This window comes from Candidatus Accumulibacter sp. ACC012 (assembly GCF_907163155.1).
GTDB classification, from domain to species: Bacteria; Pseudomonadota; Gammaproteobacteria; order Burkholderiales; family Rhodocyclaceae; genus Accumulibacter; species Accumulibacter delftensis.
Map to the genome: position 1 here is coordinate 142443 of NZ_CAJQUC010000022.1, position 18639 is coordinate 161081.

At 60.8% G+C, this 18639-nt stretch carries 17 protein-coding genes; 10 read left to right on the forward strand and 7 right to left on the reverse strand.

Annotation, left to right across the window (positions count from 1 at the left end):
• Positions 1-69: 69 nt before the first annotated feature.
• On the forward strand, positions 70-2340 hold the full coding sequence (locus tag QZ648_RS21475; RefSeq protein WP_291998256.1) for a TonB-dependent receptor plug domain-containing protein: 2271 nt from the start codon (positions 70-72) through the stop codon (positions 2338-2340).
• 54 nt (positions 2341-2394) lie between these two features.
• Here QZ648_RS21475 and QZ648_RS21480 read toward each other — a convergent pair whose 3' ends face one another.
• A complete protein-coding gene (locus QZ648_RS21480; RefSeq protein ID WP_169068009.1) occupies positions 2395-2751 on the reverse strand; it encodes a dihydroneopterin aldolase in 357 nt (118 codons plus the stop codon).
• Positions 2752-2906: 155 nt separating this feature from the next.
• On the opposite strand from QZ648_RS21480, the gene plsY reads away from it, so the two are divergent.
• A complete protein-coding gene (gene plsY / locus QZ648_RS21485) occupies positions 2907-3596 on the forward strand; it encodes a glycerol-3-phosphate 1-O-acyltransferase PlsY (protein WP_291998257.1) in 690 nt (229 codons plus the stop codon).
• Positions 3597-3599: 3 nt separating this feature from the next.
• Here plsY and tsaD read toward each other — a convergent pair whose 3' ends face one another.
• From tsaD to QZ648_RS21500, 3 genes are all read right to left on the reverse strand, one after another.
• Positions 3600-4628 (reverse strand): tRNA (adenosine(37)-N6)-threonylcarbamoyltransferase complex transferase subunit TsaD, encoded by a 1029-nt coding sequence (gene tsaD, locus QZ648_RS21490; RefSeq protein WP_169064981.1) that lies wholly within the window; start codon positions 4626-4628, stop codon positions 3600-3602.
• A gap of 121 nt (positions 4629-4749) precedes the next feature.
• A complete protein-coding gene (locus QZ648_RS21495; protein WP_291998258.1) occupies positions 4750-6549 on the reverse strand; it encodes a Na/Pi cotransporter family protein in 1800 nt (599 codons plus the stop codon).
• 28 nt (positions 6550-6577) lie between these two features.
• Positions 6578-7078, reverse strand: coding sequence for a universal stress protein (locus QZ648_RS21500; RefSeq protein ID WP_291998259.1), 501 nt, complete (start codon positions 7076-7078; stop codon positions 6578-6580).
• Between the two features lie 535 nt (positions 7079-7613).
• Here QZ648_RS21500 and QZ648_RS21505 point away from each other — a divergent pair.
• The 8 genes from QZ648_RS21505 to QZ648_RS21540 all read left to right on the forward strand — a co-directional run bounded on the left by QZ648_RS21505 (position 7614) and on the right by QZ648_RS21540 (position 15739).
• A complete protein-coding gene (locus tag QZ648_RS21505; RefSeq protein WP_291998260.1) occupies positions 7614-9188 on the forward strand; it encodes a hemolysin family protein in 1575 nt (524 codons plus the stop codon).
• A 15-nt stretch (positions 9189-9203) separates the two neighbouring features.
• Positions 9204-10478, forward strand: coding sequence for a hemolysin family protein (locus QZ648_RS21510; RefSeq protein ID WP_169064986.1), 1275 nt, complete (start codon positions 9204-9206; stop codon positions 10476-10478).
• A gap of 315 nt (positions 10479-10793) precedes the next feature.
• Positions 10794-11228: an HIT family protein gene (locus tag QZ648_RS21515; protein ID WP_291998261.1), complete on the forward strand. Its 435-nt coding sequence runs from the start codon at positions 10794-10796 to the stop codon at positions 11226-11228.
• Between the two features lie 66 nt (positions 11229-11294).
• Positions 11295-12869 carry a hypothetical protein gene (locus QZ648_RS21520; protein WP_291998262.1) on the forward strand — a complete coding sequence of 525 codons (1575 nt, stop codon included), beginning with the start codon at positions 11295-11297 and terminating at the stop codon, positions 12867-12869.
• 156 nt (positions 12870-13025) lie between these two features.
• Positions 13026-13454 carry a DUF971 domain-containing protein gene (locus QZ648_RS21525; protein ID WP_169064989.1) on the forward strand — a complete coding sequence of 143 codons (429 nt, stop codon included), beginning with the start codon at positions 13026-13028 and terminating at the stop codon, positions 13452-13454.
• Positions 13455-13486: 32 nt separating this feature from the next.
• Complete coding sequence (gene ubiE / locus QZ648_RS21530) at positions 13487-14227, forward strand: bifunctional demethylmenaquinone methyltransferase/2-methoxy-6-polyprenyl-1,4-benzoquinol methylase UbiE (RefSeq protein ID WP_169064990.1); 741 nt, start codon at positions 13487-13489, stop codon at positions 14225-14227.
• Positions 14228-14240: 13 nt separating this feature from the next.
• A complete protein-coding gene (locus QZ648_RS21535) occupies positions 14241-15131 on the forward strand; it encodes a Tim44-like domain-containing protein (RefSeq protein WP_291998263.1) in 891 nt (296 codons plus the stop codon).
• A 5-nt stretch (positions 15132-15136) separates the two neighbouring features.
• A complete protein-coding gene (locus tag QZ648_RS21540) occupies positions 15137-15739 on the forward strand; it encodes a hypothetical protein (protein WP_169064991.1) in 603 nt (200 codons plus the stop codon).
• A gap of 91 nt (positions 15740-15830) precedes the next feature.
• Here QZ648_RS21540 and QZ648_RS21545 read toward each other — a convergent pair whose 3' ends face one another.
• The 3 genes from QZ648_RS21545 to atpG all read right to left on the reverse strand — a co-directional run bounded on the left by QZ648_RS21545 (position 15831) and on the right by atpG (position 18629).
• Complete coding sequence (locus QZ648_RS21545; protein WP_169064992.1) at positions 15831-16250, reverse strand: F0F1 ATP synthase subunit epsilon; 420 nt, start codon at positions 16248-16250, stop codon at positions 15831-15833.
• 70 nt (positions 16251-16320) lie between these two features.
• Positions 16321-17721, reverse strand: a complete 1401-nt coding sequence (gene atpD / locus QZ648_RS21550; RefSeq protein WP_291998264.1) for a F0F1 ATP synthase subunit beta — start codon at positions 17719-17721, stop codon at positions 16321-16323.
• A 44-nt stretch (positions 17722-17765) separates the two neighbouring features.
• Positions 17766-18629 carry a F0F1 ATP synthase subunit gamma gene (gene atpG, locus QZ648_RS21555; RefSeq protein WP_169064993.1) on the reverse strand — a complete coding sequence of 288 codons (864 nt, stop codon included), beginning with the start codon at positions 18627-18629 and terminating at the stop codon, positions 17766-17768.
• Positions 18630-18639 lie beyond the last annotated feature (10 nt).

Below are 18639 nucleotides of genomic sequence, written 5' to 3' on the forward strand. Positions count from 1 at the left end.
CCACATTCCGCGCTGCAACATCACTCCCTAGAATGCCCGCACAAGAAAATCATTCAGGGAGTGTTGCTAATGAAGCGGGACAGGAAAGTGATCGCCAATGCGGTCGCAGCAGCACTGGCACTGCCCGGCATCTGGCAGGTCGCCGTGGCGCAGGAAGACGCGGCCACGCCGGTCATGTCGGAAGTAGTGGTCACGGCAGCACGCATCGAAGGCGGCGCGCCGCTCGACAGCAGCCAGCTCGGCGCGGCGAGCATCGCACCCTACCGGGCATCGACCAGCGATAGCGCAAGACTGCTCGACGCACTGCCCGGTGTCAGCAGCTACGGCGCCGGTGGCGTTTCCAGCCTGCCGGTGATTCGCGGCCTGGCTGACGACCGCATCCGCATTCAGGTTGATGGCATGGACCTGATCTCCTCGTGCGCTAACCACATGAACGCACCGCTTTCGTATATCGACCCCACCAACGTCGATAACATCAAGCTGTTTGCCGGCGTAACGCCGGTCAGCGCCGGTGGCGACAGCATTGCCGGAACCATTCAGGTCAACTCGGCGCCTGCGGAGTTTGCCAAAGCTGGCGAAGACACTCTGCACAAAGGCCAGGCCGGTGCTTTTTATCGCAGCAACGGCAACGCTCGCGGCGCCAATCTCTCGGCGACGATCGCCAACGAGATGCTCAGCCTCAACTATTCCGGCTCGACGACGCAGGCCGACAACTACCAGGCAGGGGGAAAGTTCAAGCCTTCCGGACTGTCGGCTGGAACCTCGGAATGGCTTTCCGGCGATGAAGTGGGATCGTCCTTGTACAAGTCGGAGAATCAGTTGCTCGGCCTGGCGCTACGCTACGCCGAACATCTCTTCGAGCTCAAGTATGGCTACCAGCATATTCCGTATCAGGGCTTCCCGAATCAGCGCATGGACATGACCGATAACACCAGCAATCAGGTCAATGCCCGCTATCTGGGTCAGTACGATTGGGGTTCTCTGGAAGCGCGCGCCTATTACCAAGACACACGACACACCATGAATTTCCTTGAGGACAAGCTGGAAACCAGCGGTCCGATGCAGAACCTGGCCGGCATGCCGATGGACACGCGCGGGAAAACCACCGGCGCACAGCTCAAGGCGGAGATCGTTTCCTCGGAGCGCGATTTGTTCCGCGTCGGCGCCGAGTATCAGCGCTACCGGCTCGACGACTGGTGGGATCCGATCTCACCGGTCGTGGCGATGCCGATGGCGGGCATGAAAGGCTCAACTTTCTGGAACATCAACGACGGCCAGCGCGACCGCTTCGACGTCTATGGCGAATGGGAAGCACGTTGGGATCGGCAGTGGCTGTCGCAGCTCGGGCTGCGCAGCAGCACGGTGCGCATGGATACCGGCGACGTGCAAGGCTACAACCCGCTGTTCTACGGCAATCCGGAGAATCCGGCGTCGATTCCCGGCGCTTTCAACGCCAGCGATCGCCAGAAGACGGATCACAACATCGATCTCGCAGCCCTGCTGCGCTTCACCCCCGCTGCCGAAGAAACCTACGAGGCGGGCTATGCGCGCAAGACGCGTTCGCCGAATCTCTACGAACGCTACGCCTGGTCCAGCAACAACCCGATGGCCATGAACATGGTCAACTGGTTCGGCGACGGCAACGGCTACGTCGGCGACATTGACCTGGATCCAGAAGTCGCGCATACGCTCAGCGCGACGGCCAGTTGGCACGACGCGGCGCGCGAGCAGTGGAATTTCAGCCTCACGCCGTACTACACCTACGTGCAGGATTACGTCGACGCAGTGCGCTGTTCAGGTGGCAGCGGCATGTCACCGTGCCAGGGAAGCAACCTGACGCGCACCGACAACTTCGTTTACCTGCAGTTCGCCAATCAGACGGCGCGCTTGTACGGAGCTGACGCCAGCGCCCGTGTGCCTGTGCTACGAAGTGGCGCGCTCGGCAATGTCAGCATGACCGGTGTGCTGAGCTATGTGCGCGGAAGGAATTCGCAGACTGACGACAATCTCTATCACATCATGCCCATGAACGCGAAGCTGGCTCTGGTGCAGCAGTCAGGCGCGTGGACCAACACCATCGAAGGGGTATTCGTCGCCGCCAAGACGCTGGTGTCACAGGTTCGCAACGAAGTGGCGACCAGCGGCTACGGCTTGCTCAACCTGCGCAGCAGCTACGAGTGGAAGCAGCTGCGCGTCGATCTCGGCGTCGACAATCTGTTCGACAGGTTCTACGATTCGCCACTCGGCGGCGCCTATCTTGGCCAAAGGCCAATGCTCTATGGGACCACCGTGCCAGGTATGGGACGCTCAATCTACGCCGGCATGAACCTGAGCTTCTGAGCACGAAGAGCCGGGCCGTTGTCGGCTCGCGCGCAGCACGGACCTGTGGGTCGATCAGGCGGCGGCGCCGCGCTCGATGATTACGCCGACGCGCTGCACGCCGCTCATCATGCCCAGTTTGGCGATCGAGACGCGCACCCAGGTGGCGCCGAAGTCTTCGAGCAACAGCGTTGCCACATATTCGGCAAGCCGTTCGAGGAGATTGAAGTGGCGCGCTGCCAACTCGCTGCGCAGGCGCTCGGCGACCATCGCGTAGTCGATAGTGTCACCAATATCGTCGCTGGCGCCGGCGCTGGCCGTCGACGTGCCGATCTGCAACGAGATTTCTATCGTCTGGGGCATCGCCTTTTCGCGCGGGTAGATGCCGATGAGCGTGGAAGCGCGAAGCGCGTCAATGAAAATGATGTCCATGCGGCGTGGCGTCAGGTCGGTGTAGAATCCCGGGCTGGTCGCGCAGTCTGCCGCGCGACGAGGAGTGTGCGCATTCTAACCCAGAGCCACGCCGACCATCTGAGCAAGCGAGCAGCCAAGCCGCCACCGACCGTCCGACGACCCACTTTACCCCTATGCCGCCCTCCCTGCTTACCGCCCTTGCCGTCCTGGCTGCCTATCTGCTGGGGTCGATCTCCTTCGCACTGGTCGCCAGTCGCCTGTTCGGCCTCGCCGACCCGCGCAGCTATGGCTCGAAGAACCCCGGTGCGACGAACGTCCTGCGCAGTGGCCACAAGGGTGCGGCGATATTCACCCTGATCGGCGATGCCGGCAAGGGCTGGCTGGCAGTGTTTCTTGCCAGCCACTATGCGGCGCAGTATGGTCTGCCCGACTACACCCTTGGAGTGGTCGCGCTGGCGGTTTTTTTTGGTCACCTGTACCCTGTTTTCCTCAGCTTCAAGGGCGGCAAGGGCGTCGCCACGGCGGCCGGCGTCCTGCTGGCGATCAACCTCTGGCTGGGCCTGGCGACGCTGGGCACCTGGCTGTTCGTCGCCTTGATCTCGCGCTACTCGTCACTGGCGGCGCTGATGGCGGCTGCGGCAGCACCCGTTTTCGCCATTCTCGCCTGGGGCAAGGATGGCATCGTCCTGGCCATCGGCATCATTTCGATGACGCTGATCGGCAAGCACTGGCCGAACCTGCAGCGCCTGATGGCTGGCAGCGAGCCAAAAATTGGCGGCAGGACGCAAACGCCGGCCAGCGACACCACGTCAGTGAAAGCAGCGAAGCCAGTGAAACCAACGCGATCAAAGAGCCCGCGTTAGGCGCTAAACGCCATGCAACGGCCAGCGTGGCCGCACGGCAAAAGCGCCGGCCACTTTTCCGGCCATGTCGGAATTGGCGCTCTGCAAACGCAAGGCGCCGGCCAGGGCGATCATCGCGCCGTTGTCGGTACAGAATTCGAGTTCTGGGTAAAAGACCGCGATTCCGGCCTTCCCGGCGCGCGCGTCGAGCTGGCGGCGCAGTTCACGGTTGGCGCCGACGCCGCCGGCGACAACCAATTGCTTGAGACCGCTCAAGGCCACCGCGCGTAGCGCCTTGCTGACCAGCACTTCGACGATCGCATCCTGGAAACCACGCGCAATATCCGCCCGCTGCTGCTCGCTGATCGTCGCCAGCTCGCGGACCTTGGTCAGCACCGCGGTCTTCAAGCCGCTGAAGCTGAAATTCAGATCAGCGGACTTGAGCATCGGGCGCGGCAACTTCACCACATCCGGGCGACCCCGTTCGGCCAGCTCGGCCAGCGCCGGCCCCCCCGGGTAAGCCAGGCCGAGCAGCTTGGCGGTCTTGTCGAAGGCCTCGCCAGCCGCGTCGTCGAGGGTTTCTCCCAGCAACTCGTACTCGCCGACAGCGGTAACGCGCATCAATTGGCTGTGGCCGCCAGAAACCAGCAAAGCGACAAAGGGAAAACGCGGCGGCCTGCGCGACAGTAGTGGCGACAACAGATGGCCCTCGAGATGGTGGACCGGCACGCTTGGCCGCTCGAGCGCCGTCGCCAGCGCTTCGGCAAAGGCCGCACCGACCAGCAAGGCGCCCGCCAGACCCGGTCCCTGAGTGTAGGCAACGGCGTCGATGTCGGTCAGCGAGCGGCCGCTGTCGGCAAGAACCTGGCGCAGCAAGGGTACGACGCGCCGGATATGATCGCGCGAGGCGAGTTCTGGCACCACCCCGCCGTAGGCCTGGTGCATGGGTACCTGCGAGTGCAGGGCGTGCGCGAGCAGGGCGCCGCCAGCAGAGGTGCTGTACAGCGCCATACCCGTTTCGTCGCAAGAGGATTCGATTCCAAGAACCAGCATCGCGCCATTCTACCGCGGCCGGCCGACACGGTTTCATGAGTGCTCGCCGGCACGCGTAAGCAGAGGACAAAAAAAAAGCCCTTGCCCAACAAACGGGCAAGGGCTTTGCGAGCAACGAGCACTAGTTGCGTTGCTGCAGAACCGTCGGCAACACGGTCTTGGCCATGCGCTTGGCGAAGTAGTAGATACGCTTCTGTTTCTCGATGATCTCCACTTCCAGCGTGTAGGCCAGGATGCGATTGGGCTCCTCCGCCACCAGCCGGCGAGCCTCGTGAGTGGCGGCGGAGTCGGCGATTCGGTTGATCTCGTCCTTCATCCCGGTGACTATCTGTGCGGAGCGCTCGTTGCTCTGCGCAACCGCCATCACCGCTGCCGCAACGGCCTTGCTGATTGCCGCCTGGAAGCCATTGAGCACTCCCTGGGTCTGTTCGCTGACCTGGATCTTGTCCTTGATGCGGTCATGCCCCAGCGCTACCAGGTTGGTTTCGACGATATCGCCGATGTTCTCCAGGTTACTCACCGCTTCCATCAGTTGCATCAGCTCCTTGGTCTGTTCTTCAAGCAGCGGCTGCCGGCTGATCTTGGCCAGGTAGTCGAGGATGCCAGCGTGCAGGATATCGACCGTGTCGTCCATCTGGCGTATTTCCTCGAGCGCCTTGATATCGCCCTTGATGATCGCCGGCATGATCCCCTTCAACATCGCGTTGACGGTTTCGCCCATGTGCATGACTTCCATGCGCACGCTGTCCAGGGCCAGCGTCGGCGTGGTCAGCAGCTCCTCCTGCAGGAACTTGGTGCGTACGATCATCGCCTCCTCCTCGAGCGGCTTGTCAGGCACCAGCCACTCCGCCGCGCGTGCGATATAGGTGGTGAACCAGATGAAGATGCAGCCATTGGCGACGTTGAAGAAGGTGTGTGCGTTGGCGATCTGGCGCGGCGTTTCCGCTGCGAGCAGCTCTATGCCGCTGAGCCCCGGATAGACCGGCGACATGGCGACGGCCGCGTCCCTGATAACGGAGACAAACGGCAGCCACATCAGGACGCCGGTAGTCGCGAGACCGGTATGCACGATGGCGCAGCGCACGGCTTCCCGCGGCTTGCCGATGGCGGCCAGCATTGCCGTCACGCAGGTGCCGATATTGGCACCCATGACCAGCGGGACACCGGCATCCAGGCTGATAAAGCCCTGCGACGCCATGACGATGATAATCGCCGTGGTTGCCGAAGAGGACTGGATGATCCCGGTAAAGATAGCCGAGACGAGCACCGCGAGAAGCGGGTTGGTCATCGTCTGCATCAAGTCGAGGAAGGGCTGGTAGCTGCGCAGCGGGTGCATTGCCTCACCCATCACGTGCATGCCGAAGAACACCAGGCCGAGGCCCATGAGCATGCCGCCATAGGCCTTGATCTTCTCGTTCTTGGAGACAAAGAGCATGCCAAAGCCGATCGCGACCATCGCCAACGCCGCCTTGGTGATCTTGAAGGCGACAATCTGTCCGGTAATCGTGGTGCCGATCTTGGCACCGATGATCACTCCGACCGACTGTGGCAACGACATCAGCCCTGCCGAAATGAAGCCGACCAGGAGTACGGTGGTCACCGACGACGACTGGATCACCGCCGTCACCACGGCGCCGGTTCCAACGCCCGCGAACCGATTGACGGTCAGCTTGGCGAGGATGCTCTTCATGCGCTCGCCGGCCACCGCTTTCAGCCCTGTTTCCATCTGCGTCATGCCGTAGAGGAAGAGCGCCAGGCCGCCGAGCAGCTCCATGGTCATGCCGCCCCAGTTCATGCCGGCATCGCTCGCCGTCGCGGCCAGCGCCGGCCAGGCGATGACGCCGAGCAGCGCGCCGACGATGCCTAGCGCAACCGTCGCCCCGGTAGTTGTCTGGGATTGTTTCAGACAAGCGTCGAGCATAGCTTAAGTCTCCTCCGGTCGTTACGACTCAGTGTTTTGCTTGCTCTTTGACGATGGTCACCGGCAGCTTGGCAAGGCCAAGAACCTGCTCGGCCACGGATCCCAGCAGCAGGTGCCGCAGGCCCGTCGCGCCTTTGCTGCCCATGACGATCATCCGGGCCTTCTCCTTCTCTACGACCTGGAGAATTCGCGTCACCGGAATACCTGTCACCAGCAGGATTTCTGCGCTGTGCAGTGCTTTCCGCTCGGGGTGCTTCTTCTGCACGTTGGCCATGAACTCATCGAGCATCTCGGCAGCGATATCGGCGATTCTGGTCAGCGTCTTTTTGCTGGCCATGCGCGCGTAGTAGCCGGGCATGTTCTGTGGATCATGGACCACATGCAGAACCACGAGCCTGGCCCCCAGGCCAGCAGCAAAATCGCTGGCCAGCAGCAGCGCAGCCTCGGAATGCGAGGAGAAATCGACAGGCACGAGAATCGGCCCCTGGGCGGAGTCCTGCGGGTGTGAATCGTGTTTCTTGTCAGTCATGCGGCAAAAAGTCCTCTTCTGGTGGAAACTGACTTGCGCAGTCAGTCGCCGAATGAAATTCAGACCGAGAAAGCCGAGCAAGCCGAGCAAGCCGACATCTCGTCGCGAGCTTTCGGCCCCCGCCGCCGCCCCCTCGACAGCAGTTGCTGGGGCAATAGGTCACGGGCGAGCGCCCGACTGATAAATAACTGAAGGCTTCACTGAGAATGCTTTTTGTAGGCGCTCTGCGGCCAAGCAGACGCAAGAATACTATAGGTTGTTGCCACATATCGTGTTTTTTGTGCGTTTTTTTCCCGCCAGATGCGTACGCTTGGCGGCGGGGCGCTGCCGACGAGACGGCGTGCAGTCACACGCTGGCAAACTGCTGGCGGCGGCGCGCCAAACGACGCTAAAGCTCGGAACAAGCAGTGTTTTCCCGGCAAAAGCTTGTTTCAATGCCGTATTGCGCCTATCCTTGCTGCTTGCGCGTTCCCCGCATCGTCTCGGCTGCCGGTCGGTCGGTGGAAGGGTAGTGCACTGCGATCCGGCGCGCCAAATGGCGATCTATGCTGGCCAACAAATCCTGGGACGGGGGCATTTCATGGACTGGTTGAGGGAAACCGTCGACTTGATCAATCTGTCGGAAATCGATTGGGAACTGACCATTCGAATTCTGATTCAGTGCATTCTGTTCTCCTTTTCGGCGTTTTTCTCCGGCTCCGAGACCGCACTTTTCTCGCTTAGTCGCATTGATCTGCAGAAATTGCGCAATTCGCGCAGCCCGCATTCCGAAAGCATTCATGCGATGCTCGACGAGCCGCGGCGACTGATCGTCTCGCTGCTCTGCGGCAATGAGTTGGTCAACATTTCGGCAGCCGCCAACATGACCATGATCCTGGTCACAGTGTTTGGCGAGAAGGATGCCGGCTGGATCAACATCGTTGTCATGGTGCCGCTGCTACTGCTCTTCGGCGAGGTGACGCCGAAAACCATCGCCGTCAATGCGCCGGTAAAGTTCGCCACCAAGCTGTCAGCGCGTTTTCTGCCCAAGTGGATCTTCATTGTCACCCCCTTGCGTGACGTGGTGCGGCTGGTTGCCGACCGCGTCACCACCTTCGTCGTCGGCGAACACGTCGATCGCGAGAACATCCTCAAGCCCGACGAGTTACGCACCCTGATGGCCGACAGCGAGGAAACCGGGGTCATCGAAGCCTCTGAGCGAGTGCTCATCGACAAGGTCCTCGAGTCCGCGGAAACCGACGTGGCGCGAATCATGACGCCGGGACCGCGCATCCGCTTTCTCGACGCCGATCTGCCGATTGCGGAATTGATCGAGCGCTTCCGTGGCTATCGCCATCCGCGCGTTCCCGTCTACCGGGGCCACTGGGACAACGTGATCGGTTTCCTGCACGCCGAAGATCTGCTGCGCCGGGTGCGTGTCGATGGCGATATCGCGAAGATCGAACTGCCCGAGATTCTGAAGCCCGCGCATTTTGTCCCGCCCACCAAGAAAGTCGACGAGATGCTGGAATATTTCCAGCGCTTCAACACCCGCGCCGCGGTGGTCATTGGCGAGTACGGCGAGGTCCTGGGTATCGTTACCATCAAGGACGTAATGACTTTCATCTTTGGCGAGATTTCCGGGAAGATGAGAGGACAGGAGCATTACCAGCAGGAAGGCAACAACAGCTTTACCGTCCCGGGCTACATGCGCCTCGCCGATTTCCGCACGCTCACCAACTTTGACATCGACGACCCGCTGATGAACACCATCGGTGGCGTTGCACTGGTACTTTTTGGCCGCCTGCCGCGGGTCGGCGAGAAGATATTCAGTGCCGACTATGAGCTCACGGTGAAGGAAGTGAGCGGCATGCGCATCACCAAAGTGCGCGTCTCGTTTGGACGTACGCAGGAGGAAGATGGCAGCTCTGCTCCGGCAGAACCGCTGGACATGGAAAGCCTCGCCGATGCAACGTCGAACGAATCACCAGCCGATCAGGAACAGGAGTCGCTGGACGAATACGAGGACGAGTTGTTGCGAGAAGCCAGAGACGAGGATTCCGAGACCGCTGACGATCAGCCAGCGGAGAACGACAAGCCGGTAGATCAAACCACGGCCGCGACAAACTAGGCGAGGAGAAGAAGAATGGACGGGGTTTCGATGGACGTAGTCTTTCAACTGCTGATCATCCTGTTTTTTCTATTGCTGAAGGGGTTTTTCTCGGGTTCCGAGCTAGCAATGGTCAATGCCGACAAGATCCATCTTCGCCATCAGGCACGCCTGGGTGACCCGGGAGCGAAGCTGGTGCTGGAGCTGTTTCGGACACCCGATGTCATGCTCGGAACGACACTGGTCGGGACCAACATTGCCACGGTGACCATCACCACCATGGGCACACTGATGTTCATCGACCTGCTGGGAGAGTCCGGTGACCTGGTCTCGGTGCTGGTGTTCACGCCCTTCCTGCTGATTTTTGGCGAGATCGTTCCGAAGAGTATCTGCCAGCAAAAGTCCGACTGGATCGTCACCAAGATCATTTACGGGCTGCGCTTCTTCTCGTTCGTGTTCTATCCGGTGATCTTCGTCTTCAGCCGCGTCGCACGTTTTGCGGCGCGCCTTTTCGGCGGAGCATCATCTGGGCAAATTGGCTTTATCACCAAGGACGAGTTGCGCGTTTTGCTCGATCTCTCGGAAACGCCCGCCGACGGCGGTGGAGCCACCAATAAGCAGCGCATTCGGCGCATTTTTCGCTTCGCCGACACCACGGTCGGTGAAGTGATGACGCCGCTGGCCGAAGTCATTGGCTTCAGCGAGCGGCGCGGCATGGACGAAGCGGTCAGTCGAGTCTGGGAGCACGGCTTCAATCGTCTGCCCGTCTTTCGCGGCAACATCACCAACGTCACCGGCGTGATGACCCTGACTACCTGGGACCTGTTGCTGCCGGACATTGACAAGCGTCCAACGGGTGACTTCATTCGCCCGGCGCTCTACCTCTCTCCGAAGCAGACCATCGATCAGGTCCTGCCCATGCTGCGGGGGCGCAACGACCACATGGCGATCATCGTGGACGAGTTCGGCTCGGCGGTCGGCATCCTGACCATGGAAGACATTTTCGAAGAGGTCGTCGGAACGGTCGACTCGGGCTACGACTTCGACAACATGAAGCCACCACGGGTCGTCATCGAGTCGGAGAACGACGATCGACATCTGGTCGGCGGCCGAGCCCCGATCTCGGAACTCAACGACTCGCTACGGCTGAATCTGCCTGTTGGCGAAGCGCACACCCTCGCCGGTTTCCTGATCAGCCGTCTGCGCCACATTCCCCTGGTCGGGGACAGTGTCGAAGAGCGAGGCCATCGCTACACGGTCATCGAAGCCGATGCGCGCACCGTCACCAAGGTGCGCGTCGAACGTTTGTAAGCTTCTCCCGGCGAGGCGAGAAGCGAGTTTCGTCAGTCGCTGATGCGAGGTGCACGATAAGCCGGTAGCACCAACGCTACCCCGGCTTGCCCACGGTCACTTGCCGCACTTCACGCCAGCGGTGAGCGTGGCCCACCGTCCGGGATGTAGGCCTCCTGCGCCGATTCTCCCGTTCCTGCTGTCGGAAGCGAACTGCGTTTCCCGAGACTTTGTCTCGCGCTCCGTGACCTATTTCCTCTCGCGTTCTACCGTACAAGCCTATCGTCTCGGTCAACGGGGCGCATTGGCGCCAACCGGTCAACAAGGAGGCAGGAAGTGAGTGAAGGCGGTCTGGAGAAATGCGAGCTATGCGACTCACCAGGTGGGGAAATAATCTGGGAGAACGGTATCTGTCGCGTGGTGATGGTCGCAGACGCGGACTATCCAGGTTTCTGCCGGGTGATCCTGAACCGCCATCTCCGCGAGATGACCGACCTGCCGCACAAGGAAAGAATGCAGCTAATGACGGTGGTTTTTGCCGTCGAAAGCGCAATGCGCCGCCTTTACCAGCCGGACAAGGTCAATCTGGCGAGCCTGGGCAATATGACGCCACACGTGCATTGGCACCTGATTCCTCGTTGGCAGGACGACCGGCATTTCCCACAGCCCATCTGGGCGCCAACACAGCGGGCGAGAGCTGCCACGCAGCGCCAGCAGGTCAATGCCCGGCAGCTGGGCGACCAGATCATCGCCGCCCTACGTACCACTTAGATCGCAGCTTGCAGTCAGCAAAGAGGCAACATCATGAGCGCAGTTCTCACCACAACCAGAGCCACCATGAAAATTTCGGACCTCCAAACGGGTTTCAGAATTCTCTCGCGCCTGCCTTTGGCCAACTCACATCAAGCTCAGTTGGAGATCAACAACTTCCTGGATAGCATGCTGCAGGCACCGCCACCGGCCGACGTCTACCTGCAACTCCTCGAACAGACCCGGATTTCCCTGTGTTTCATCGAGGAACAGCTGGCCCGCGAGTACACCGGCAAGGCCTTGCCACTGAACGACCTGGAGGAAGCCGCTTTTCGGCAGGTGGTCGCGACCTGGCTCAAGGCCTCGCACGCCTACGCGCATTGCGCGCAGTTGCAGGCCGCTGACGACGGCGAGAACGAGGCCGACCGGCTGGCACTGATCCTGCATCGCTGCATCTACTACACCGGGATGGCGATCACCGAACATCATCGCGCCCGTCGGCAACTGCCGCATGGGATATGGTTGAACCTGCACGGCTTCTATGCCAGTGCCGAGGAATGGGGGGTGGCGACGCTGGCGGTGCCAGACTCCCTGGACCCGCTGGGGCGCAGCACACACTGCACCGCCGCATTCGCCACTCAGCTACTAACCGAGCTTGCCGGCCCGTACAGTCTCAGTGTGCGGCAACTCGGCGTGGTTCGACGCTGGGCGGGCAACTGGGCGCCACTGCTGACCGTCCATCCGGTGCTGCCCGGGGAAACCCTTCCAGCCACGGCCGTGGACCTGATGAAGGATGCCGGCCTGCGGCCCACCAGTGAGTGCCGGCAACCAGAAAACATCCGTCGTATCGACAGCACTCGTCTGGCGCTGCAGGTCAAGCAGACCATGAAGCAACTGCAGGAGAAGATTGCACCGTCACAGCTCGGTCTCGGGGAGGACAGCACCGCCAGCGAGTGCCTGCAGCTGCTTAAGGACCTGGCCAGGCCGTGGTCCTTCCTGCGCGCGGCGCGCCATTTCCGCCGCCACCTGAGCTCAGGAACGGCGAAGGTGTGCACCGGCTTTGCCGGCGTGCACTATGCCATCTCGGGGACAGAGTTCAGCCAACCCGAAAGTGCGCACCATTATTCTCGCGAGGAGTTCGACAGCCTGTTCACCTTCCGTCACGGGCTGGACCCGACGCAGCGGCTGGAAGTTCGCAAGACCCAGCTGGGCTTTGCGGCCGACGATTGGGAGCTACTTGACGAGAGTGCCAATGGTTTCCGTTTGCTACGCTCGACCGCTGGACGCCGCTTGGCACCCGATCAGTTGCTGTCGATTTGCCCACAGGACGGCGGCTCGCATTTGCTGGCACGGGTGGTGTGGTTGATGCAGGAGCAAGACGGTGGCCTGATGGCCGGCATTTCTGCGCTTCCTGGCAAACCCCAGGCAGTGGCCGCACGGCCGCTGGCGCGCGAGGCGGGACACGCCGAACTTTATGGCCGCGCCTTCATTTTGCCGGCGGTTGCCGCCATCGCTGCCGAGCAAAGCCTGGTCATTCCACGAGGGTGGTTCTACTCCGGGCGGCAGCTGGAAATCCACCTCGATGGCGTTTGGCGAGTGAAGTTGGACCGCGTTATCACCTCTGGCGAGGATTTTGACCAAGTGAGCTTTTCAGTCACCTGAACGCTGCCGGGGCGCCCACCCCGGGTCGCCATGGAACTTGCTGCGCACAAGGGTCCTTCGCCGCACTGCCGCCGCGCCGGCAAGGCTTGCTGCCAAGCGCTTCCCTGCGGCAGTTTTGCGCTATCATGGCTGGCCCGACTGTGTGTAGAGGCATCCATGGCTGGCTTGGACGAGACCACGAAGATTCCGACCGAAATCAAACTGCATCAGAAGTCCCGCATCCTGGAGCTTGTTTTTCCCGACGACGAGCGTTTCGAGCTCAGCTACGAGTTCCTGCGCGTGTTTACCCCATCCGCCGAGGCGCGTGGCCACGGCCCGGGCCAGGAAGTCCTGCAAGTGGGCAAGCGTGAAGTCGGGATCGAGCGCATCGAGGCGGTCGGCAACTACGCCATCCGACCCATTTTCTCAGACGGTCACGACAGTGGCCTCTATTCCTGGGACGTGCTCTACCAACTCGGCAGCCAAAAGGAAGAACTCTGGGCGCACTATCTGGCCCGCTTGGCGACGGCTGGCGCCAGCCGGGAGCCGGGGCAAGCGCCTGCGCTGCCCGCCAAGGCCCCGACGGGCAGCTGCGGCAAGCGTTAATCCATGTGAGCTTATTTCTTTGAGTTGGAACGATGGACGATAGAAGCACGACCCATTTCGGCTTTGAGGAAGTCGCCGAAGGCGAGAAGGCGCAGCGCGTTGCGGATGTTTTCGACTCGGTGGCACAACGGTACGACCTGATGAATGATGTCATGTCGGGGGGCTTGCATCGCCTGTGGAAAGCCTTTGCCATCGCCAAGAGTGGCGTCCGCGAAAACTTCCGGGTGCTCGACGTGGCCGGGGGCACCGGCGACTTGGCCCTGGCTTTCGCCAAAAAACTGCGCGGTAGCGGAGAGGTCTGGCTGACCGATATCAACAACGCCATGCTCACGCGCGGCCGCGACCGTCTGTATGATCGCGGCGCCCTGGTCCGCGTCACTCAATGCGATGCCGAGAGCTTGCCGTATCCCGACGACTACTTCGACTGCGTGACGGTTGCCTTTGGCCTACGCAATATGACGCACAAGGGTCTCGCGCTGGGCGAAATGCGCCGCGTCCTGCGACCGGGCGGTCGCCTGCTGGTGCTGGAGTTCTCGCAGGTCTGGAAGCCGCTGGCGCCAGCCTATGACTTCTACTCGTTTAAGGTCATCCCACGCCTCGGCCAGCTGATCACTCGGGACGAGGCGAGCTACCGCTATCTTGCGGAATCGATTCGAGTCCATCCTGACCAGGAGGGCCTGAAAGGCTTGATGGAACAGGCAGGGCTCGAACGTGTCGAATACTTCAATTTGGCGCTGGGCGTTGTTGCCCTGCATCGTGGTTTCAAGTTCTGATGAGGAGAGAATCGTGAAGAAATTGTTTCTAGCTTTGGCTGTGTGCGCCTGTAGTTTCGGCCTGATGGTCGAGGACGCCGAGGCACGTCGCTTCGGAGGCGGCAGCTCGATGGGCATGCAGCGCCAGGCCACGCCTCAGAAGGCCGCTCCAGCTCCGACGAATGCAGCGTCACCCGCCGCCGCTGCACCCAAGCGCAATTGGATGGGCCCCTTGGCTGGACTCGCTGCCGGCTTGGGCATAGCGGCACTCTTGTCGCATTTTGGTCTGGGTGAAGGAATGGCCAACTTGCTGATGATCGCGCTACTGGCGATGGCGGCGTTTTTCGTCTTCAAGCTGCTGTTTCGTCGCAAGGCTGCGTCGGCGGCTGGTGCTGGCCAGCGACCATTGGGCTACGCAGGCGCAGGCGCTACAACGGAAGTGCCCGCGCCCGCGCAGCGCTTTGACGCGCGCCAGGAACTCGCTGGCGGCGGCCAGCCGGGGCAGAGTTTCGGCGCTGCCGAGAAGCTGTCGGCGCAAGCACCAACGAATATTCCGGCGGATTTCGACGTGGCCGGTTTTCTACGCGTCGCCAAGCTGAATTTCGTTCGCCTGCAAGCGGCCAATGACGCTGGAAATATGGAGGATATCCGCGAGTTTGTCAGCCCCGAAGTTTTTGCCGAGATCAAGCTGCAGATGGGTGAACGGCACGAGGCGAACCAGCAGACAGACGTGGTGACAGTCGATGCCGAGCTGCTCGAGCTAGTTACCGAGGGAACCCGCCATATAGCCAGCGTGCGTATGAACGGCATGATTCGCGAGGAGGCCGATACAGCAGCCGTAGCGTTCGACGAAGTGTGGAACCTGTCCAAACCGGTCGACGGATCTGGCGGTTGGGTGGTTGCCGGTATCCAGCAAGTTTCCTGAAGAGCATGTGGAGCAAGCCGCCGCTTGCGGTCCTCAATCACATTTTGACGGGTGAAGACTGGGCGCGTGCGCGTCTGGCCCGCTTTGCCGGGCTGACGGCGCGAGTCCAATTCGCCAACATGCTCCTGCAGTTCACGATACTGGAGTCCGGCTTGTTGGCCGTAGCCGAAACGTCGGCACCCGTGGCGGTCAGCATTCGGCTGCCCGATGACGCGCCGCTGAGGGCGCTGACCGATCGCCCGTCACTGTTTTCATCGGTGACCATTTCAGGCTCGGTGGATCTGGCAGAGACGCTCGCTTTCGTTTTCCGGAACCTGCGTTGGGATGTCGAGCAGGATTTGTCAGAACTGCTAGGCGACATCGTCGCCCGGAGAGCCGTGCGGCTGGCAAGAGGACTGGCGCAATGGCAGGTTCGAGGCGCGAGGAATCTCGCATTTGGCCTGGCGGAGTACCTGACCGAAGAAGAGAAAGCCATTGCCCCGCGCCGCGAGCTTGAAGCTTTCTGTACAGAGGTCGACGCGCTTCGCGACGATTTCGCGCGCATCGAGAAGAGGCTTGGACGGATCGAACTGCGTTGCCGCGAGCCCGGGCGTACCTCCCTGAGTTGAGCCCCAGAAATTAAGCCCGCCCCCCAAAAAAAAAGCAGCCTGAGCTGCTTTTTTTTGCCTTGCGAATGTCGGCGCCAGCATGAACTCTGCTTCAGCGCGGCCGCAGTCTCTTGATCGCCGCCAACTGGGCAACTGCCTGCGCCAGTTCAGCTTCCGCTGCGGCCAGACCAACGTCCGAGGTATGATTCTGCAACAGTTCCTCGGCATGGCGCTTGGCTTCGACCGCCTTGGCCTCATCGAGGTCAGCGGCACGCACCGCGGTGTCGGCCAATACGGTAATCAGCGCCGGCTGCACTTCGAGCATCCCGCCGGACACATAGACCAGTTCGTATTCCTCGCGATCCGGAATCTTGAGGCGCACGGTGCCCGGCTTGATGCGCGTCAGCAACGGCGTGTGACGCGGATAGATGCCGAGTTCGCCGGACTCGCCTGGAAATACCGCGAAGTCGGTCTGGCCGGAAAAAATCAACTCCTCCGCACTGACAACGTCGACGTGTACTCTGAGTGACATGATGTTCTTCCCTTGCTGAGTCGCTTTCGCACCCGAAAGCAGCGCGAAAACGACGTTCTCTTGGCCCGCTCTAGAGCGTCTTGGCTTTCTCGAGCACTTCTTCGATACCGCCAACCATGTAAAATGCCTGCTCAGGGATGTTGTCGCATTCGCCGTCGACAATCATCTTGAAGCCCTTGAGGGTGTCCTTGAGCGGGACATACTTGCCCGGAGAGCCGGTAAAGACCTCGGCAACACTGAACGGTTGCGACAGGAAGCGTTGAATCTTGCGCGCCCGATGGACGGCCAGCTTGTCTTCCGGCGACAATTCGTCCATTCCGAGAATGGCGATGATGTCACGCAATTCCTTGTATTTCTGGAGAGTCATCTGCACGGCGCGAGCAACGTTGTAATGCTCTTCGCCAACGACCTGCGGATCGAGCTGACGCGAAGTCGAGTCAAGCGGGTCGACGGCCGGGTAGATACCCAGCGATGCGATATCACGCGAGAGAACGACTGTTGAGTCGAGGTGCTGGAAGGTCGTCGCCGGAGAGGGGTCGGTCAGGTCGTCGGCGGGCACATAGACGGCCTGAATCGAGGTGATCGAGCCCACTTTTGTCGACGCGATACGTTCCTGGAGGCGGCCCATTTCTTCGGCCAGCGTCGGCTGATAGCCGACTGCAGACGGCATCCGGCCGAGCAGCGCCGACACTTCGGTACCCGCCAGCGTGTAACGGTAGATGTTATCGACAAAGAAGAGAATATCGCGCCCATCGTCGCGAAAGCGCTCGGCCATGGTCAGCCCGGTCAAAGCCACGCGCAGGCGGTTGCCCGGCGGCTCGTTCATCTGGCCGAACACCATCGCCACCTTGTCAAGAACATTGGACTCCTTCATCTCATGGTAGAAGTCGTTGCCCTCGCGAGTCCGTTCACCGACACCGGCGAATACGGAAAGGCCCGCATGTTGCTTGGCGATGTTGTTGATCAGTTCCATCATGTTGACGGTCTTGCCGACGCCGGCGCCCCCGAACAGGCCAACCTTACCGCCCTTGGCAAAGGGACAGACGAGATCGATAACCTTAATCCCGGTTTCCAGCAGATCGACGGATGGCGACAATTCGTCAAACTTGGGTGCCAACTGGTGAATCTCGCGCCGCTCGTCGGTGCCAATGGGCCCGGCTTCGTCGATCGGCCGCCCGAGAACGTTCATGATGCGGCCGATCGTGGCGTCACCGACCGGCACGGAAATGCCGGCACCAGTATCGTTGACCTTCATGCCACGGCGGAGTCCATCGGAAGAGCCCATGGCAATGGTGCGCACGATACCGTCACCCAGTTGTTGCTGGACTTCGAACACTAGGTCGGCTTCGCACATCTCCGACTCTTCGGCCTTGTCGAGCTGGAGGGCGTTGTAGATGTGCGGCATGGCGTCACGTGGGAACTGGACGTCCACCACGGCGCCGATACACTGAACAATGTTTCCTTGATTCATGGTTGTATCCCTAATCAATAAACTAACTATCGCGTGGTCAGGCGTCAGACAGCCGCTGCGCCGGCGCAAATCTCTGATATCTCTTGCGTAATTGCGGCCTGGCGAGCCTTGTTGTACACCAGCTTGAGTTCACCGATAACGTTCTTGGCGTTATCCGTAGCGGACTTCATGGCCACCATGCGTGCACTTTGTTCGGAAGCCATGTTCTCGGCAACGGCCTGGTAGATCATCGCCTCTACATAACGCACCAGCAGGTCGTCAATGACCGTCTTGGCATCAGGTTCGTAGATATAATCCCAGCGATTCTCTCCACCACCGACGAGGTCGCCAGACAGCGGCAGCAACTGATAGAGTATTGGTTCCTGTTTCATGGTGTTGATGAACTGCGTGCAACCGATGTACAGGACGTCAATCTCGCCTTTGATGTAGGCGTCGAGCTGAACCTTGACCGGGCCAATGAGTTTTTCCAGGTGCGGCGTGTCGCCGAGCCCGGTCAGCTGCGATACGATGTCGGCCCCAGCACGCTGCATGAAACCCAGACCCTTGCTACCGATCGTCGTTACCCGCAGTTTCTTGCCTTCGGCATTCCACTCTTTCATCTTTCCGAGAGCAAGACGCAAAAGGTTGGTGTTCAGACCGCCGCACAGTCCCTTGTCGGAGGTGATGGTGATCAAGCCGATGGCTTTCACATCCTCACGGACCGTCAGGAAGGGATGGCGATAGTCGGTCAAGGCGTGCGAGAGGTTGCCCGCTACCTGGCGAATTTTCTCGCCGTAAGGGCGAGCCGCTCGCATCCTGTCCTGCGCCTTGCGCATTTTTGATGCGGCGACCATCTGCATGGCCTTGGTAATCTTGGCCGTGCTCTCGATACTCTTGATCTTGTTGCGGATTTCCTTGCCGCTAGCCATGGCAACCTCC

Bases quoted from the DNA above. Each gene is read 5' to 3' on its own strand.
- QZ648_RS21520 (WP_291998262.1), top strand. From the start codon at position 11,295: ATGAAAATTTCGGACCTCCAAACGGGTTTCAGAATTCTCTCGCGCCTG.
- QZ648_RS21510 (WP_169064986.1), top strand. From the start codon at position 9,204: ATGGACGGGGTTTCGATGGACGTAGTCTTTCAACTGCTGATCATCCTG.
- QZ648_RS21545 (WP_169064992.1), bottom strand. From the start codon at position 16,250: ATGTCACTCAGAGTACACGTCGACGTTGTCAGTGCGGAGGAGTTGATT.
- atpG (WP_169064993.1), bottom strand. From the start codon at position 18,629: ATGGCTAGCGGCAAGGAAATCCGCAACAAGATCAAGAGTATCGAGAGC.
- atpD (WP_291998264.1), bottom strand. From the start codon at position 17,721: ATGAATCAAGGAAACATTGTTCAGTGTATCGGCGCCGTGGTGGACGTC.
- QZ648_RS21480 (WP_169068009.1), bottom strand. From the start codon at position 2,751: ATGGACATCATTTTCATTGACGCGCTTCGCGCTTCCACGCTCATCGGC.
- plsY (WP_291998257.1), top strand. From the start codon at position 2,907: ATGCCGCCCTCCCTGCTTACCGCCCTTGCCGTCCTGGCTGCCTATCTG.
- QZ648_RS21540 (WP_169064991.1), top strand. From the start codon at position 15,137: ATGTGGAGCAAGCCGCCGCTTGCGGTCCTCAATCACATTTTGACGGGT.
- tsaD (WP_169064981.1), bottom strand. From the start codon at position 4,628: ATGCTGGTTCTTGGAATCGAATCCTCTTGCGACGAAACGGGTATGGCG.
- QZ648_RS21495 (WP_291998258.1), bottom strand. From the start codon at position 6,549: ATGCTCGACGCTTGTCTGAAACAATCCCAGACAACTACCGGGGCGACG.
- ubiE (WP_169064990.1), top strand. From the start codon at position 13,487: ATGGACGATAGAAGCACGACCCATTTCGGCTTTGAGGAAGTCGCCGAA.
- QZ648_RS21500 (WP_291998259.1), bottom strand. From the start codon at position 7,078: ATGACTGACAAGAAACACGATTCACACCCGCAGGACTCCGCCCAGGGG.
- QZ648_RS21505 (WP_291998260.1), top strand. From the start codon at position 7,614: ATGGCGATCTATGCTGGCCAACAAATCCTGGGACGGGGGCATTTCATG.
- QZ648_RS21525 (WP_169064989.1), top strand. From the start codon at position 13,026: ATGGCTGGCTTGGACGAGACCACGAAGATTCCGACCGAAATCAAACTG.
- QZ648_RS21475 (WP_291998256.1), top strand. From the start codon at position 70: ATGAAGCGGGACAGGAAAGTGATCGCCAATGCGGTCGCAGCAGCACTG.